The organism is Nocardia sp. NPDC055321 (assembly GCF_053645575.1).
In genome coordinates, this window is the sequence record NZ_JBSHMS010000018.1 from 90,551 (window position 1) to 106,094 (window position 15,544).

Below are 15,544 nucleotides of genomic sequence, written 5' to 3' on the forward strand. Positions count from 1 at the left end.
AATCCTCCTGATCAGCGATTGCGCAGCGTGCGAACGGTCAAGGGAGCGAAGACGATTGCGATGAGCAGCGCGGCGCCGATCGACCAGAGCAGATCGCTGCCGCCGGCGCCGGTGTCGGCGAGGGTGCGCACGGCGGCCACCAGGTGCGAGACCGGGTTGTAGTCCGACACGTGGCGCAGCCAGGTCGGCATGGCCGACTCGGGTACCAGGGCGTTGGAGGCGAAGCTCAGGAAGGTCAGCACCAGCATGGACATGCCCTGCACCGCCGCCGGCCGGGCCACGGTGACGCCGATGAACGCGAAGATCCAGCTCATGGCGGTGGTGGCCAGCACCACCAGGAGTGCGCCGAGTATCAATCCGCCGGGATGTTCGGGCCGGTAACCCATTCCGAAGCCGACGAGCAACACCATGGCCGCGGCGATGACGTAGCGCGTCGCGCCCGAGACCAGGGCGCCGGTGACCGGTGCGGAGCGGGCGATCGGCATGGCGACGAAGCGATCGAAGACCCCGGACCGAATGTCCTCGGAGAGTTGAACACCCGTCGCCACCGAGGAGGTGAGCACGATCTGCACCAGCACACCCGGAATCAGGGTGGGCAGGTAGGCGTGCATGCTGCCCGCGATGGCGGTGCCGAACACGCTGCCGAACAGCAGCGGTCCGATGATCGGCAGCAATACCGCGTCGTAGAGCAGTTGCGGGCTGTGCCGGAAGGTCAGCATGCCGCGCTGGGCCATGATGAGCGATTGCCGCAGTCCCGCACGGGGTCCCAGGTGCAGTACCGTCGGGCGGCGCTCGATGCGCCGGACCGGGCGGGCGGGTGCGGTGGTGAGGACGGTCATGAGGCGGCCCTGCTGTCTGTCGAGTGCTGGGTGAGCGCCAGGAACACCGAGTTCAGGTCCGGGCGGTCGACGGCGAAGCCACGCAGGCGAATTCCGCTCGCGCGGCAGGCGGTGACGACATCGGCGGCGCTGTCGATGTCGCGCAGGGGCACCGAGAGGGTGGCGGGGGTGTCCCCGTGCAGCGGGGTGACCCCGATGATGCGTTCCACGGCGGCGTCGGCGAGCGGACGCTGGGCGGGGTCCACCAGGTCGATGCGCAGCATCTCCTCCCCCAGCGCGGATTTCAGCTCGCCCGCCGAGCCCTCGGCGACCACGACGCCCTTGTCGATGACGGCGATGCGGTCGGCGAGCGCGTCGGCCTCCTCCAGGTACTGGGTCGTGAGCAGGATGGTCGCGCCGCGGTCGACCAGCCCGCGCACGACCGACCACATCCGTTCGCGCGTGTGCGGGTCCAGGCCGGTGGTCGGCTCGTCCAGGAAGATCAGCGGCGGCAGCGTGATCAGTGTGGCCGCCAGATCCAGGCGACGGCGCATACCGCCGGAGAAGGTGCCCACCCGGCGCTGGGTGGCGGCGGTGAGCTCGAACTCCTCGAGCAGTTCGTGCGCGCGCAGGGTGGCCGCGCGGCGGGTCAGGCCGAGCAGTTGACCGAAGAGCCGCAGATTCTCCAGGGCCGTGAGGTTTTCGTCGACCGCTGCGTACTGACCGGTGAGCCCGATCATGGACCGCACCGCGGTGGCCTGGCGCACCACGTCGTGGCCGAAGATCAGGGCGTGGCCGCTGTCGGGGCGCAGCAGGGTGGCGAGCATGCGGACGATGGTGGTCTTGCCCGCGCCGTTCGGGCCGAGCAGTCCGAAGACGGTGCCCGCGGTGACGTTCAGATCCACGCCCCCGACGGCGGTGAGTGATCCGAACGTCTTGCCCAGTGCCCGGGTCTCGATGGCGTACTCGGTGCTCATGAGGCACCTCCGATCCTGATCGGCGCGCCCGCCGCGTCCGGCCGCGCTGCCAGAAGCGAGGGTGACGCAAGGGATTCGATGACATCGGCGGCCCGCGCGACACCGTCGTCGCGGAAGCGGGCCGCGTAGGCGGCGGCGCGCGATACCGTGCCGGGCTCGGCCGCGCGCACCAGCAGGCGTTCCAGCCGGTCGGCCGAGAGCGCGGTGAACGGCATGGTGACCCCGAGCCCGAGGGTCTCGAGCTGCCGCCCCCAGAACGGCTGATCGGCCTGCACCGCGCAGATCACCTGCGGCACACCGGCTCGCAGCGCGGCGGCGGTGGTGCCCGCGCCGCCGTGATGCACGGCCACCGCGCAGCGCGGCAGCACCGCGCTGTGGTCGACCTGATCGACCACGGCGACATCGGCGGTGATGCCGGGCCGGAACGCCGCGCCGCTCAACAGCAATCGCCGGCCCTGTCGCTTGCACGCGGTGCGCACCAGCAGTTCGAGGTCACGGTGGTCCCCCACCGGCATGGAACCGAATCCGACGTACACCGGCGGCGTATCGGCGGTCAGCCAAGCGTCCAGCCCGGACACGGACCTGGCGGGCGCCGTCCCGAACCTGTTTCGAGCAAGCAGGATTTCGCCTGGCGAGGTCCCATCGTGCAGTCCTCGCGCGCCGCTACCCACCGACACCGGGTGCACCGATCCGGGAGTGGGGTCGAGCGCCGACGCGGCAACCCCCGATCCGCCGTCGACGGCGTCGAGCGCCGGTGGCCCGGGAACGCCCGAGCCGAGTGGCCGGCCCGGAATCACCGGAAAGCCGGTGAACGCCGCGCCGTCGAGTTCGATGCGGAGCCCCGGGAAGAGTTCGGCGTCATAGGCCTGAATGCTGTTACGGACCAACGGTCGAACCGCACCCGGCGACCGCACAGCGGCAACCTCCGGGGCGAGGGCACGGGCGCGCAGCGCGGTGAGGGTGCGCCATCCCGCCCGGTTGATCGCGCCGGGGAGGGATGCGCCCAGAGCGGTGGGCAGCACCGGGACCGCGCGGTTGGGCTGAATGGGGAAGAAGTGCATGGCCGCCAAAGGAATACCGTGCCGCCGTGCGACTTCGGCGGCGATCTCCTCGCAGGCCATGCCGGTGACGAGCAGGTCCGACCTGCTCGCCAGCGGAAGCAGATCCCCGGCCGCTTCGGCGAATCCGCGTCGTTGCAGATCCATCAGAGCCCGGAAGCGGCCCACCGGATTCCAGCCGCTCGACCGGCGATCCGAATGCTGGACGCGCAACAGCTCGGCACTGTCCAGGCCGAACCCGACCGCGGTAATCCCATGCCGCCCGGCGAATTCCACCAGATTCGGCGACACCGCGAGGGTCACCGTGTGCCCCCGCGCCACGAGCTCGCGCCCGAGCAGCACGCCCGGTTGCGCATCACCCCGACTGCCCGCGAAGGCGAGAAGCACCCGCATGACTCAGCCCTGCGCCGGGGTCGACACGAGCCGGGGCGCGGTCGGATCCGCAACGGACTCGAACGGCCGGTGCTCGTCGGGCGCGAGCGCGGCTCCCGCCACCGCGAACTCCCGCACCGCGGGCGTGACCGCCGGGGAATCCGTTGCGGGGCAAGCGGCTTCGCGGAGTGCGTCGGGCGCGGTGGCGGCAGTCGCGACCACGGCGGCGAGGCCGGACGCGGGCGGTTCGGCGGCGACGGGATGCGCCCCGACCACTCGCACCCGATCGGCCGGCGGTTGACCCGCGAATTCGCCTATGGCGCGGGTGAACTCGGCCAGGAAGCGATCCATCTCGGCGGCAGGGAAGGCGGCGGGGAAGCGGGTCGAGAAGCGCAGGCCGTCGGCGGCGCGGACCACCCAGAAGAAGACCTCGTCGCCGGAGTAGGACTCCGAGCGCAGGGTGTGACCGCGCAGGGCTTCGACCAGCTGGTAGTCCGGCAGGACCCGGATGTCCAGGAAGGAGATGCCGAAGCGGGGGCGATCGGCGCAGTCCAGGAGTTCCAGTGCCCGGGTCCAGGTGGCGTCGTTGGCGACCCGGGATTTGCGCAGCGCGGTACGGGTGGATTCCAGGGCGCCGTCGGGGTCCGGGTCGGGGCCGAGGGTGATGTCGATGGGGACGACGTTCACGAACCAGCCCATGGATTCGAGCCAGCGCAGATCCGGGCGGGTGGCGATGGGCATGATGGCCCGCAGCGAGAGGTACCCGTAGGCGCGGCGGTAGGCGATGGCCAACGCCGCGAACACCGCGACCGAGAGCCGGTGCCCGCGCGCGGTGACGGCCTCCTCGATGAGTTCGAGCTCGTTCAGCGGCAGCAACTTTCGCGACACGCTCGTCTGCGGCAGCTCCGAGGGCCGGCCGCTGCCGGGCGCGATGGCGGGCTCGAAACGCGGCAGCATGCCGCCGGAGCCGTCCAGGAATCGCTGCCACAGCCGCACCGCGTCACACCGCGGGGTGAGCGCGGCGGCGGTGCTGCGCTCGAGTGCGGCGAAGTCGGCGGGGCTGCCGAAGGTGATCGATTCCCGGATCTGCTCGCCGTGCGTCACCTCGCGGTACAGCGTGCGCAGCTCCAGAATGACGATGGCCTGGGAGTACGCGTCCATGACCGAGTGGTCGGCGGCGACCAGCACGGTGAAGTCGCCGGTGTCGGCGTGCTCGATGGTCGCGAGCAGGCAGTGCGGCCACACCAGCGGGGACAGCCGCAGCTCCAGCGCCTCGGCGAGGTAGGCGTGGATGGCGGCGGGTGCGGTGATCTCGGGCACGGCCGTGGCGGCCACGGCGACGGACTCCGGTGCGCACACCAGCCGGGCAGGCTCGTGCGCCCCGCAGTCGACGGTGGTGCGCAGGCCCTCGTGCCGGGCGTGCCACAGCCGCACGGTGGTGCGCCAGTTCTCCGCGTCGAAGGGCGCGTCGAGTTCGAAGATCGTCCCGATCCAGCGGCCCCGGCCGGGGCGCGGATCGGTGGCGTCGGTCTCGCGGCAGTACTGCGCGTGGACGCTGGTGAGCGGCCGATGATCCGGAGCCCAGCCGTGCCCCGGAAGCAATTCCGGATGCCAGAGGGTCAACTCGCCCGGTCGCAGGGCGAATTCGGATAGGTGGGTGTATTCCATAGCGACGTCCTCATCAGACAAAAGCGAATGGCGAACAGGAAGCTATTTGCCGAGACAGGTCATGCGAGGTGCGTTCATGACCCGTCCCTTTCGAACCTTCACCGGCTGAGCTGCGCGCTGATCAGCGACTTCGTGACAGCGGGTCGGAGAATTGTGACGGCGACGCTGCCGAGAGTGGCGCCCAGATGGGCGCTCGACCAGAAGACCATTTCCATCTCGATCACGCAACGGTTCGAAACGCTAACAATTGGTTAACGGACGGTTCTCACAGCTTTCACTGTGTGCCCGGCCACTTCTTCGATGAAATTGGTCTTTCATTCACTTTCGGCTGATTCGGCGCGCGCGAGGGCACGGCCGGGTGCACAATCCCGGGCCACCGGTATCGGCGCGGGATGCGCGCCGGGGCGCACCGCTCGGCGAACGGCGATGCACAGCGCTATGGAAACGCAAAAACGAAGACCCGGAACGAATTTCGTCCGGGTCTTCGCTGGTTCCTACGTATTCTGTTGTGCCACCGCCGTTTCAGTGAACGAACAGCGGTTTCCGATCGCGCGGATCAGGAGTAGATCGCCGCCACCTCGGCGCTGTACTTCTCCAGCACGACATTGCGCTTGAGCGACAGCTTCGGGGTGAGCTCACCCGTCTCCTGGGTCCAATCCGACGTCAGCACGCGAATCTTCTTGATCGCCTCCGCCTTCGAGACCTTCGTGTTCGTCTCGGCAACGGCCGCTTCGATTTCCGCGAGCAGCGCCGGGTGCGCGGCCAGCGCCTCGATGGCGGTGTCGGCCGGAATGTCGTTGCGCTGCTGCCAGCCCGGGAGCACCTCGCGGTCCAGGGTGATCAGCACGCCGATGAAGGGCTTGTTGTCACCGACCACCATGCACTGGCCGATGAGCGGATGCGCGCGCAGCGAATCCTCCATGGGCGCCGGGGAGACGTTCTTGCCCGCGGCGGTGACCAGGATTTCCTTCTTGCGGCCGGTGATGCTCAGGAAGCCCTCGGAATCGAGGGTGCCCAGGTCGCCGGTGCGGAACCAGCCGTCCACGAACGCCTCGGCCGAGGCCGCCTCGTTCTTCCAGTAACCGCCGAAGACCACCGAACCGCGCACCAGGACCTCGCCGTCCTCGGCGATCCGCACCGCGTTGCCCTCGATCGGCAGGCCGACGGTGCCCACGCGGGTCTTGCCGACCTGGTTCACGGTGACCGCGGCGCTGGTCTCGGTCAGGCCGTAGCCCTCGAACACCGGCACGCCGATACCGCGGAAGAAGTGGCCGAGGCGCGCGCCCAGCGGGCCGCCGCCGGAGACCGCGCCGTCGCACCGGCCGCCAAGGGCCGCACGGAGTTTGGCGTAGACGAGCTTGTCGAACAGCGCGTGCTTGGCGCGCAGCAGCAGGCCCGCGCCGCCGTTCTCCTGCGCCTTGCTCCACTCGATGGCGGTGTCGGCCGCGGCATCGAAGATCTTGCCCTTGCCGCCGTCGTGCGCCTTCTGCTTGGCGCCGTTGTAGATCTTCTCGAACACGCGCGGCACGGCCAGCACGAAATTCGGCTTGTACGAACCGAACTGGTCGACCAGGGTGGTCCAGTCCGAGGTGTGCGCGACGGTCACCTTGGCCGAGAGCGCGCCGACGGAGATGGCGCGCGCGAACACGTGGGCCAGCGGCAGGAACATCAGGGTGGTGCGGCCCTCGGCGAGCAGGTGGTTCAGTGCCAGCTTGCCGGAGGTGGCCTCGGCCAACAGGTTCGAATGCGTGAGCATGACGCCCTTGGGGCGGCCCGTGGTGCCGGAGGTGTAGATCAGGGTCGCGGGCGACTCGGCGCGCACGGCGGCGCGGCGCTGGGTGAGGACCTCGTCCGGCACGACCTGGCCGCGCTCGACGAGCTCGGCGACCGCGCCGCCGTCGATGCGCAGGGTCTCGGTCAGGTCGGGGGTGCTGATCGGCGCGACGGTCTCCGCGTGCCGGTCGTTCTCCACGATCAGCAGCTTGGTGCCGGAGTCCTCGAGGATCCAGCGCGCCTGATCGGTCGCCGAGGAGTCGTAGATCGCGACGGTGCACCCGCCCGCGGCCCAGATCGCGTAGTCGATGAGCGTCCACTCGAAACGGGTGGCGGCCATGAGCGCGACCCGGTCGCCGGCCTGCACGCCGGAGGCGATCAGGCCCTTGGCCACCGCGCGCACCTGGGCGGCGAAATCAGCGGCGGTCACCTCGGCGTAGCCGTCGGCGGTCGGCTTGTGGAAGGCCACGAACTGCGGCGAGGTCCGCTCGAGATCATCGACGATATCGATCAGGGCGGCGTTCTCGGCGATGGTGTACGTCGCCTCGGCCGTGAATTCGCGATGCGCGATCGTGGGCGATACCACTGTTCAACTACCTCCTTCGGCGCGTCCGAACGGGCAGGTACGTGGAGCTGTCCGGAACGCGGGCACACTGCTGCTGCGGTCCAGGGATCGGACCGATTCACAATGCTGGCCAAATGCGCCGTGGATCACAATGTGCGCGTGAACACCGAGACGGGCGCGTGAATGTGCCCGGGACCAGCGGCGACCACCGGTTCAGCGACCGCGCGCCGCGCTCACCATCGCGTCGAGGCGCACGCCGAGGGCGTTGACCTGATCGCGCAGGGCCTCGATGTCCTCGAGGTCGATGCCCACCGAATCCAGGACCGTGTGGATCATGCGCTGGGCCGGGAGCTGGAGTTCGCGGCTGGCCGGTGTCGCGTGCAGCAGCACCGCCCGGCCGTCGCTCTCGCTGCGCCGGCTCTCCACCAGCCCGCGCGACTGCAGTCGCTGGACCAGCGGAGAGACCGTGCCGTAGTCGAGGTGGACGTGCTCGCCCAGCTCCTTCATGGTGATGCCCGGCCGTTCCCAGAGGGTCAGCAGTACCAGGTACTGCGGATAGGTCAGGGTCATCTGATCCAGGAAGGGGCGGTAGGCGGCGGTCATGGACCGCGACGTGGAGTACAGCGCGAAGCACAGCTGTGCGCCCAGCGACAGCAGTGCGTAGTCGATCTCCTCGTCCGCTCCGGCCCGGTGCCCATCGGGTGCGGGAGACGGATTCTCTGGCATTACTGCACTGTACTGCGCACCGTGGAGAGCACCGCGTCGGTCGCCGAGCGGTCGCCGATGGTGATGCGCAGGCCGGTGGGGTAGCGCTTGACGTGGATGTCGGCGCCGGCCAGCGCGCCGCCCACCCGATCGGTGTCCCGTTCCGGCAGCGTGAGATAGGAGAAGTTGGCGTAGCTGTCCGGCACGGACAGGCCGAGGTCGCGCAGTCCGGCGGTCAGCCGATGCCGGTGCCCGCCGATGGTGGCCACCCGCGCCTCGATCTCCGGTTCGGCCGCGTAGCAGGCCCGCACCGCGACCTCGGCGAGCGCGTTCATCCCGAAGGGCACCTGCCAGCGGGCGACGCGGGCGATGCGCTCCGGTGCGCCGATGGCGTACCCGACCCGTAGCGCCGCGAGCCCGTACGCCTTCGAAAAGGTGCGCAGCACCAGCAGATTCGGGTGCCGATCCAGCAGGGTCAGCACGTCGATGCGCGCGCCGGGGCCGACGAAGTCGACGTACGCCTCGTCCAGCACGACGGTGACCGGCGCGGGGACACGATCGAGGAAGGACTCGAATTCCCCGGGCGTGATGAGGGTTCCGGTCGGGTTGTGCGGGCTGCACAGCACCACCAGGCGCGTGCCGGGGTCGATCGCGTCGGCGATGGCCGTCAGATCCTGCCTGCCGTCGGGGGTGAGCGGCACCGCGATCGGCCGTCCGCCCGCCATGGTCGTGAGGATCGGGTAGCCGTCGAAGGTGGGCGTGGCCATGACCACTCCCGCTCCCGCGGAACCGAATTCCTGCACGATATGCATGATCACGCCGGTCGCGCCCGCGCCGACCACGATGCGATCGGCGTCCACGCCCAGGTGTTCGGCGATCAGCCGGGGCAGGCGCCGGGGCAGGAATTCCGGGTAGCGATTGGCCGAGGCCAGTGCTCGCCCGAGCGCCTCGCGCACCGAAGCCGGTGGGCCGTAGGGATTCTCGTTGAGCTGGAGCCGGTGGCCGGTGATGGCTGCCATGGCCGGCCTCAGCGCCCGCCCCAGCGCACCGCGGCGGCGGCCGCGAAGTCGCCCGCGTGCGCGAATCCGGCGAAGACCACCAGCGCGCCCGCCGGGACCCGGCCCTCGTCCACGGCCCGATCGAAGGTCACCGGAATGCCGGCGGCGAACAGGTTTCCGCACTCGTCGAAGGTGTCGGGATGGCGCTCGGCCGGAAGTTGCAGCGCGTCACGCCAATTGCGCAGGAAGGCGCGGTTGGGCTGGTTGGTGACCAGCAGATCGAGGTCGGTGCTGGGGACACCGATCCGCGAACACACCGCCTGGGTCACCTCCGGCACGATCCGGTTACCCCGCCCGAGCACCTTGGCGATCTTGGATTCGGTGAAGCCGACGTGCATCTGGCCCGGTCCCGCCTCCCAGTAGCGGCGCGGCGGATCGGCGAGCACGGTCATCTGCCCCGCGAACTCCGGCAGGTGCCTGGTCTCGATGTCCAGGATCGGCGAGTCACCCGATTTCACCAGCAGTCCCGCGCCCGCGCCGTCGCCGGGGATGGCGGCCTGCGGCTTGCCCCGCACCTGCTCCTGGGTGAAGATCTGCCCGGCCGAATTCTGCACGGTCACGATGAGCGCGGAGCGCGCGTCGGTGCTCGCCAGCAGCTGGCGGGCCAGCTTCATCGCGTGCACGAAGGCCGCGCAGCCGCCGTTGTGCAGATCGATCAGCCATTCGGGGTTGATGCCCAGGCGCGCGGCCACCTCACCGCCGTTGCCGACGATGCCGGTCTCGGGCAGCTGGGTGTGCACGATCAGAATGTCGATCTCGCGCAGCACTTCCCGGCCCCGGCGAGCCAGGATCGGGGCCACCGCGCGCTCGGCCATGTCGGCCGGGGTCTCCCCCGCCGCGACGTGCCGCCGGAACTTCGGCGCCTTGAACATGAGGTTGCCGGTCACGTCCGCCGGGTCCGCGTACTGCGCGAAATAGTCGGCGGAGACGACGTTCTCGGGGAGATACCCGGCGATGTCGATCAGGCTGATGGTGTCGGTGCTCATCGTCAGTCCATCCATTCGGGCTTGATGGGCAGGCCATTGGCGTGCCGGTGTTCGCAGATCGCCTTGAGATTGCGCAGTTCGAGCAGATGCCCGGCGGCGAAGAGGTGCCAGAAGTCGCCGACCCAGACCGGGCGGTCCTCGGGGGCGGTCTCGGGATAGCCGTTCTCGTCGTAGAACGGATGTCGGCAGTTGGTCCACAGCACCACCGAACCCGGCTTGCCGAGCACCGTCTGCGCGTCGACCACCCGCATGAGGTAGATCATCCACAGGTGGTCGCCCTGGTCCCAGGCGCAGTGATAGTCGACGGTGCGGGCCTCGCGACCGGCCACGGTGCGGGTGTAGATGCGGGTGTGCGAGCCGATGCGATCGTCGGAGACCCACAGGCCGGGTTCGCCGGTGCGCTCGAATCCCCGCATGCTGTAGGTCCATTCGCCCAGGCTGCGGGTGTCGGAGAGGTAGTCGAAGACCTCGTCGGGCGGCGCGGCGATGTACTCGTTGACGGTGCAGTAGTCGCCGTAGATCTCGTCGTGCGGGTACACGGCCCTGGTCATGTCCAGCACCATCGGCATGCCCTCCTTCACGCTGAGGGTCTCGATGCGGTAGACGCCGGGCACGTCGAGATCCGGCGCGGGCGCGGCGTTGGCGATGTCGGTCATGCGGTGGGCTCCTTCAGGAAGGGGGCGAAGGGTGGTACTTCCGCCGGGTCGCAACGGAGTTCGATGAATACGGGACCGGTTTCGGCGCGCGCCTTGTCGAGGGCGTCCTCGAAGTCGGCGAGGGTGTGCGCGGTCCGGGCGGGCAGGTCCGGGAACATGGCCGCCACGCCCGCGCCGATCTCGGCGGGCCGGAAGTGGTTGAAGCTGTAGTCGCCGGAGTAGTAGAGCTGTTCGCGGGTGGCGCACATGGCGTGCGCGTTGTTGTTGAAGACGATGAACGTGACCGGGACCCGGTACTCGATCGCGGTGTGCAGTTCGTGGCCGTGCATGAAATACGAACCGTCCCCGGCGATCACGACGGTGCGCCGGCCGCGCCCGAGCGCGGAGCCGATTCCGGCGCCGAAGGAGTAGCCCATGCCGCCCATGCCCAGCGCGATCAGGAAGCGGCCGCCGTCGGGTACCGGCAGGTGGTGCACCACGGCCGCGCCGGTGTTCCCGGCGTCGGCCACGATGTCGGCGCCGGGCTCGAGCCGGGCTCCGATGGCGGCCACGGCGTCGCGGTAGCGCACGCCGGGCCCGTCCGAGGGTGGTATGGACAGTTCGGTGCGTGGGTTCGAATTCTGTTGCCCAGCACCGACTCCGGGTCGCGAGACGCGGGCGGCGAGTTCCCGGAGCCGCGCTCGCAGCGCACCGGGCACCCGGGCGTGCGCCTCGGGGAACGGGTCCTCGGCGCCGACGTGCACGAGTCGCGGGCAGGCCGCGAGTGCCGCGTCGAGCCCGGCGCGCGCGGTCGTGGGCAGTCTCGCGCCGGCCAGCACCACCAGCGCGGCCCCGGCCACCAGCGCGGGCGCGCCCGGATGCCCCATGACACCGGTGATGCCCGCGAAGCGGGAATCACCGTTCGGGAAGGCGTCTTTGGCGTCGGGGGTGAGCAGCACCGACGCGTCCAGGGCCACCGCGAGGGCGGCCAGTTCGGCGCGGGCGTCGGCGCGCGCGACCTCGGGTCCGGCGATGATCACCGCGGGCCCGGCGGCCGCCGCCAGCAGTTCGACGGCGGCGTGCACCGCCTCGGCGTTCGCGGCCGGGTCGTCATCGTTGGCCGCGCTCCCGGCGATTTCCGCACCGGCCGAACGGGGTACCGCGGGCGCGGCCTGAATGTCCTTGGGCAGCAGCAGCGCGACCGGACCGCCCGCGAGCGCGGTGGCGATCGCCCGATCCAGCGCCGCGTGAATGTCCCGCGGCCGCGTTACTTTCACACATGCCCGGGTCACCGCGCCGAAGATCCGCTCGGCGTCGAGCAGGCCGGGACCGCCGCTGGTGTCCTGGAACGCGCCGCGCCCCTGCTGCTCGAGCGGCGGCTGCCCGACCAGCGCCAGCACCGGTACCCGCGCATCGTACGACTCCGTCAGGGCGGCAAGCAGATTCATCGCTCCCCCGCCGGAGGTGGCGGCCACGACACCGAGCCGGTTGGTGGCCCGGGCGTACCCGTCGGCCATGGTCGCGGCCCCGAACTCGTGTTTGGCGACGATGCCGGTGACGACGCCCGCCCGGGCCACGGCGTCGTAGACGTCCTCGATGTTGGCGCCGCCGACCCCGAACAGATGATCGGTGTGCGCGGCCAGCCGTTCGACGATCACGTCCGCCACGGTCGGGGAAGCCATCCTGCGATCGATCACGGAACCCCCCTTCGAATTACATTGTGGGCGATACATCGGACACAATGTATCTCCGGACAAACCTCCGGAACAATGTGTCACAGATCACATGGTTGTTCGAAAACGTTGATGCACAAGGGATTTGGGCTACATGCACAGGAGACGGCGCTGCCGTCGAACCCGATGTCCCCGCCGCGCATCGCCCGGCGGGGACCCCGATCCGGACGCGGCGACCGCCGGATCAGCTGGTGGGCCGCAACCGGTTCGCGATCAACTCATGTGGTTCAACGAGCCGGGCGGCGCGGGGGTTCAATCGACGTGGCGATCGCCCCGCGAGGGACATTAAAACCTGCGCCGTCTTCTGCCGATGTGCGCGAGAACAGTACGAGAGACTTTGTATTGGGCGCGTGCACACCGGCCGGGCACGGACCCGGAATCGGCCGCGCACAGCACACCACATCGGCGCGGGAGTCCGGCGGAATTCGCGTTCATGTGCCCCCGCGTTGCCCGATTCGCAACCGGCGACGGTCACACTCTGAAGGGTATATGTCCGTTTCTCGGCGCGTACCTCCCGGCGGCTCCGCCCATCGGGATACCGCGCCGGGACGGCCGCCTGCCCAAGAATTTGTGGGCGCGCCGGGGGCCGCACCGCTCATTACGATGTGCGGGTTCGGAAGGCATTGGCGTAGACGGTTATCCAGGAGGGTGCGTTCGTGCTGCTGACCGTGGCATTTCGCCACGCCTCGATTCGATGAAGGGGCTCCGATGCCACGCACGACCCGGGTCACCGTCATGCTGCTCTTCGCGGCCTGGGTGGTCGATTACATCGACCGGACGGTCATCAATTTCGCGCTCCCCGCGATCGGCGACGAGCTCGACCTGGACCACACCGAGCTGGGACTGCTGGTGTCGGTCTTCTTCCTGGCCTACGCGATCGCACAGGTCCCCGGCGGCTTGCTCGCGGACCGCTACGGCTCGATCAAGATCGGCGTCATCGGCCTGCTGGCCTGGTCGATCTTCACCGGTCTGACCGCCCTGGCCTGGTCGTTCTCCGCGCTGCTCGCCATGCGCTTCCTGTTCGGGCTGGTGCAGGGCGTGTTCCCGGCCGCCGCGCTCAAAGCGCTGTCCGAGCGCACCCTGCCCGAACAGCGCACCACCGCCTCGGGCTGGACCAACTCCTCCAACGCCGTCGGCATCCTGCTGGCCGCGGTGATCGCCGGGATCATGCTGCCCACCCTGGGCTGGCGCGCCATGTTCGCGCTCATCTCGGTGCTCGGGCTGGGCGTGATCGTCGCGTGGCGGCGCTGGATGCCCGAACCGCTGCCGCAGCAGGAGTTGCCGGTGACCGATCGGCCGCCGGCCGCGGATCGGCGGGCCGTGCTCTTCTCCCCCGCGCTGCTGGGGTTCGCAGCCATCTTCTTCGGCTATGACGTGCTGGTGTGGGGCGTGACGGCCTGGACGCCGACCTTCCTGCACGAGGGTCGCGGCATCTCCATGACGCTCGTCGCAGTGGCGGCGGTGCCCTCGACCCTGGCCGCGGCGGCGGGCGTGGTGATCGGCGCGCGCATGTCGGATCGGCTCGGCGGGCGGCCACGGGTGATCGTGGTGCCGTCCATGGTGTTCACCGCCGTCATGCTGCTCGTGCTGCCGCGCCTGGAATGGTTCCCGGCCTTCGTCGTCGCGGGCACCGTCATGAGCCTGGTCGCCGGGCTGGCGTTCATGCCGGCGTTCTCGGTGCCGTTGCGCGCGCTGCCGAGCGCGTACATGGGCGCGGCGTCGGGCGTGATCATTTTCGGCGGTCAGCTGGCGGGCGTGGTCAGCCCGCTGGCGTTCGGCATCGTCACCGACCACCTCTCCTACACATCGGCTTTCGCCGTGATGATCGTCGGCCCGGTGCTGGCGATCATCGCGGCGACGCTGGTCCCGCAGACCGCCGACGAGTTCCGGGCGGCGGTTGCCGCCCGGACGACAGTGGTCGCCCTCGCGAAGGAACCGCTCGCCTGACGACGGTTCCCGGGTGGCCCGGCGGGGAGTGGGTCAGGCCGCCCGGGTGCCGGCGAAGCGAGGGTCGGCGGTGCCGGCCGCCCGGGCTATGGCGGGGAGCAGGAGCGAGAGCAGGCTCATATCGGTCGGCAGCCGGAACATGTCCAGGCGGTTGTGGACGAAGCCGACCGAGAGGCCGGAGGCGGGATCGGCCCAGCCGCCGGAGCCGCCCAGGCCGAGGTGACCGAAGCCGCGGGGAGCGCCGAGGGTCGGCAGCGGGTGGTACCCGAGTTGCCAGAAGGCCAGGCGCGCGGGATCGGGATTGGTCCGGGTGTAGCGGTCCAGACCCCGGGCCGTACGGGGGCTCAACAGCCGGACGCCCCCGAACTCGCCGCCGTTGGCGATGACCCCGTAGACCCGGGCGATCGAGTCCGCGGTGAAAACGCCTGTCGCGGCGCCGTTCTCGGAGCGCGCCAGCGCGGGCACGGGGCCGCGCAGCGCGTCCTGGGCGCCGGTGAAGTGCATGGTGTTCAGGATCGTGCCGACCACCGGAAGACGGATCGCCGCGGCGGTGATCGGGCGACCGAGTCCGGTGCCGGTGGCCGACACCCCGGGACCGACGAGTTCCGCGACGGGGGTGCCGTCCGCGGGCGCGCCCAGGTGCAGGCCCGAAAGGCCCAGCGGTTCGGCGATTTCGGTGCGGAACAGCGAGGCCATGCTCGCGCCGGTGACCGCGCGGGCCAGGCCGCCGAGCAGCCAGCCGTAGGTGAGCGCGTGGTAGACCGGCAGGCCGCGGGTCCAATCCGGCGTCGCCTCGGCCAGGCGCTGTTCCATCAGCTCGGTGTCCAGGACGTCGGCGGCGCCGTGCACGACGGGGCGCAGATCCGAGAGCCCGGCCCGATGCGCGAGCAGATCCCGCACGGTGATGGAATGCTTTCCGCCGACGGCGAATTCGGGCCAGTACTCGGCGACCGGGGTGTCGTAGTCGAGCAGGCCGCGATCCACGAGCCGATGAATGACCAGCGCGGTGACGCCCTTGGTGGTGGAGAAGGACAGCGCCGCCGTCTCGAATTCCCAGGGGACCGCACCCGCGTCGTCGGCCGTGCCGGTCCAGATCCGGACGACGGGTTCGCCGCGCAGATACACCGACAGCGCGCCGCCGGTGCGCAGGTAGCGCTCGAACAGTCGCGCGAAACCGCGTGCGGCTCCGGCGAATCGGGGATCGACGGTACCGCGGATACCTTCGGGCAGAGTACTCATGGCTGGCAAC

13 protein-coding genes are annotated in these 15,544 nt (G+C 70.1%); 1 reads left to right on the forward strand and 12 read right to left on the reverse strand.

Annotated features, from left to right (window positions below; genetic code table 11):
• Nucleotides 1–11: 11 nt before the first annotated feature.
• From ACWIGI_RS27590 to ACWIGI_RS27640, 11 genes are all read right to left on the reverse strand, one after another.
• Complete coding sequence (locus ACWIGI_RS27590) at nt 12–839, reverse strand: ABC transporter permease (protein WP_454205392.1); 828 nt, start codon at nt 837–839, stop codon at nt 12–14.
• Complete coding sequence (locus ACWIGI_RS27595) at nt 836–1,795, reverse strand: ATP-binding cassette domain-containing protein (protein ID WP_454205393.1); 960 nt, start codon at nt 1,793–1,795, stop codon at nt 836–838. Before ACWIGI_RS27595 ends, ACWIGI_RS27590 begins: the two co-directional genes overlap by 4 nt.
• A complete protein-coding gene (locus ACWIGI_RS27600) occupies nt 1,792–3,246 on the reverse strand; it encodes a glycosyltransferase (RefSeq protein WP_454205394.1) in 1,455 nt (484 codons plus the stop codon). Before ACWIGI_RS27600 ends, ACWIGI_RS27595 begins: the two co-directional genes overlap by 4 nt.
• A 3-nt stretch (nt 3,247–3,249) precedes the next feature.
• The gene (locus ACWIGI_RS27605; protein ID WP_454205395.1) at nt 3,250–4,893 is read right to left on the reverse strand and encodes a condensation domain-containing protein; all 1,644 of its coding nucleotides are present in this window, start codon (nt 4,891–4,893) and stop codon (nt 3,250–3,252) included.
• 98 nt (nt 4,894–4,991) lie between these two features.
• The gene (locus ACWIGI_RS27610) at nt 4,992–5,117 is read right to left on the reverse strand and encodes a hypothetical protein (protein ID WP_454205396.1); all 126 of its coding nucleotides are present in this window, start codon (nt 5,115–5,117) and stop codon (nt 4,992–4,994) included.
• A gap of 332 nt (nt 5,118–5,449) precedes the next feature.
• The gene (locus ACWIGI_RS27615) at nt 5,450–7,252 is read right to left on the reverse strand and encodes an AMP-dependent synthetase/ligase (protein ID WP_454205397.1); all 1,803 of its coding nucleotides are present in this window, start codon (nt 7,250–7,252) and stop codon (nt 5,450–5,452) included.
• A gap of 192 nt (nt 7,253–7,444) precedes the next feature.
• Nucleotides 7,445–7,957 carry a MarR family winged helix-turn-helix transcriptional regulator gene (locus ACWIGI_RS27620; RefSeq protein ID WP_454205398.1) on the reverse strand — a complete coding sequence of 171 codons (513 nt, stop codon included), beginning with the start codon at nt 7,955–7,957 and terminating at the stop codon, nt 7,445–7,447.
• The gene (locus ACWIGI_RS27625; protein WP_454205399.1) at nt 7,957–8,955 is read right to left on the reverse strand and encodes a pyridoxal phosphate-dependent aminotransferase; all 999 of its coding nucleotides are present in this window, start codon (nt 8,953–8,955) and stop codon (nt 7,957–7,959) included. Before ACWIGI_RS27625 ends, ACWIGI_RS27620 begins: the two co-directional genes overlap by 1 nt.
• Before the next feature lie 8 nt (nt 8,956–8,963).
• Nucleotides 8,964–9,980, reverse strand: a complete 1,017-nt coding sequence (locus ACWIGI_RS27630) for a 3-oxoacyl-ACP synthase III family protein (protein WP_454205400.1) — start codon at nt 9,978–9,980, stop codon at nt 8,964–8,966.
• 2 nt (nt 9,981–9,982) lie between these two features.
• Nucleotides 9,983–10,636 carry an SRPBCC family protein gene (locus ACWIGI_RS27635; RefSeq protein WP_454205401.1) on the reverse strand — a complete coding sequence of 218 codons (654 nt, stop codon included), beginning with the start codon at nt 10,634–10,636 and terminating at the stop codon, nt 9,983–9,985.
• On the reverse strand, nt 10,633–12,312 hold the full coding sequence (locus ACWIGI_RS27640; RefSeq protein ID WP_454205402.1) for a thiamine pyrophosphate-binding protein: 1,680 nt from the start codon (nt 12,310–12,312) through the stop codon (nt 10,633–10,635). Before ACWIGI_RS27640 ends, ACWIGI_RS27635 begins: the two co-directional genes overlap by 4 nt.
• A gap of 744 nt (nt 12,313–13,056) precedes the next feature.
• Between ACWIGI_RS27640 and ACWIGI_RS27645 the strand changes: the two genes are divergently transcribed.
• Nucleotides 13,057–14,295, forward strand: coding sequence for an MFS transporter (locus ACWIGI_RS27645; RefSeq protein WP_454205403.1), 1,239 nt, complete (start codon nt 13,057–13,059; stop codon nt 14,293–14,295).
• A gap of 33 nt (nt 14,296–14,328) precedes the next feature.
• On the opposite strand, the gene ACWIGI_RS27650 is transcribed toward ACWIGI_RS27645, so the two are convergent.
• Nucleotides 14,329–15,534, reverse strand: a complete 1,206-nt coding sequence (locus ACWIGI_RS27650) for a serine hydrolase domain-containing protein (RefSeq protein WP_454205404.1) — start codon at nt 15,532–15,534, stop codon at nt 14,329–14,331.
• Nucleotides 15,535–15,544 lie beyond the last annotated feature (10 nt).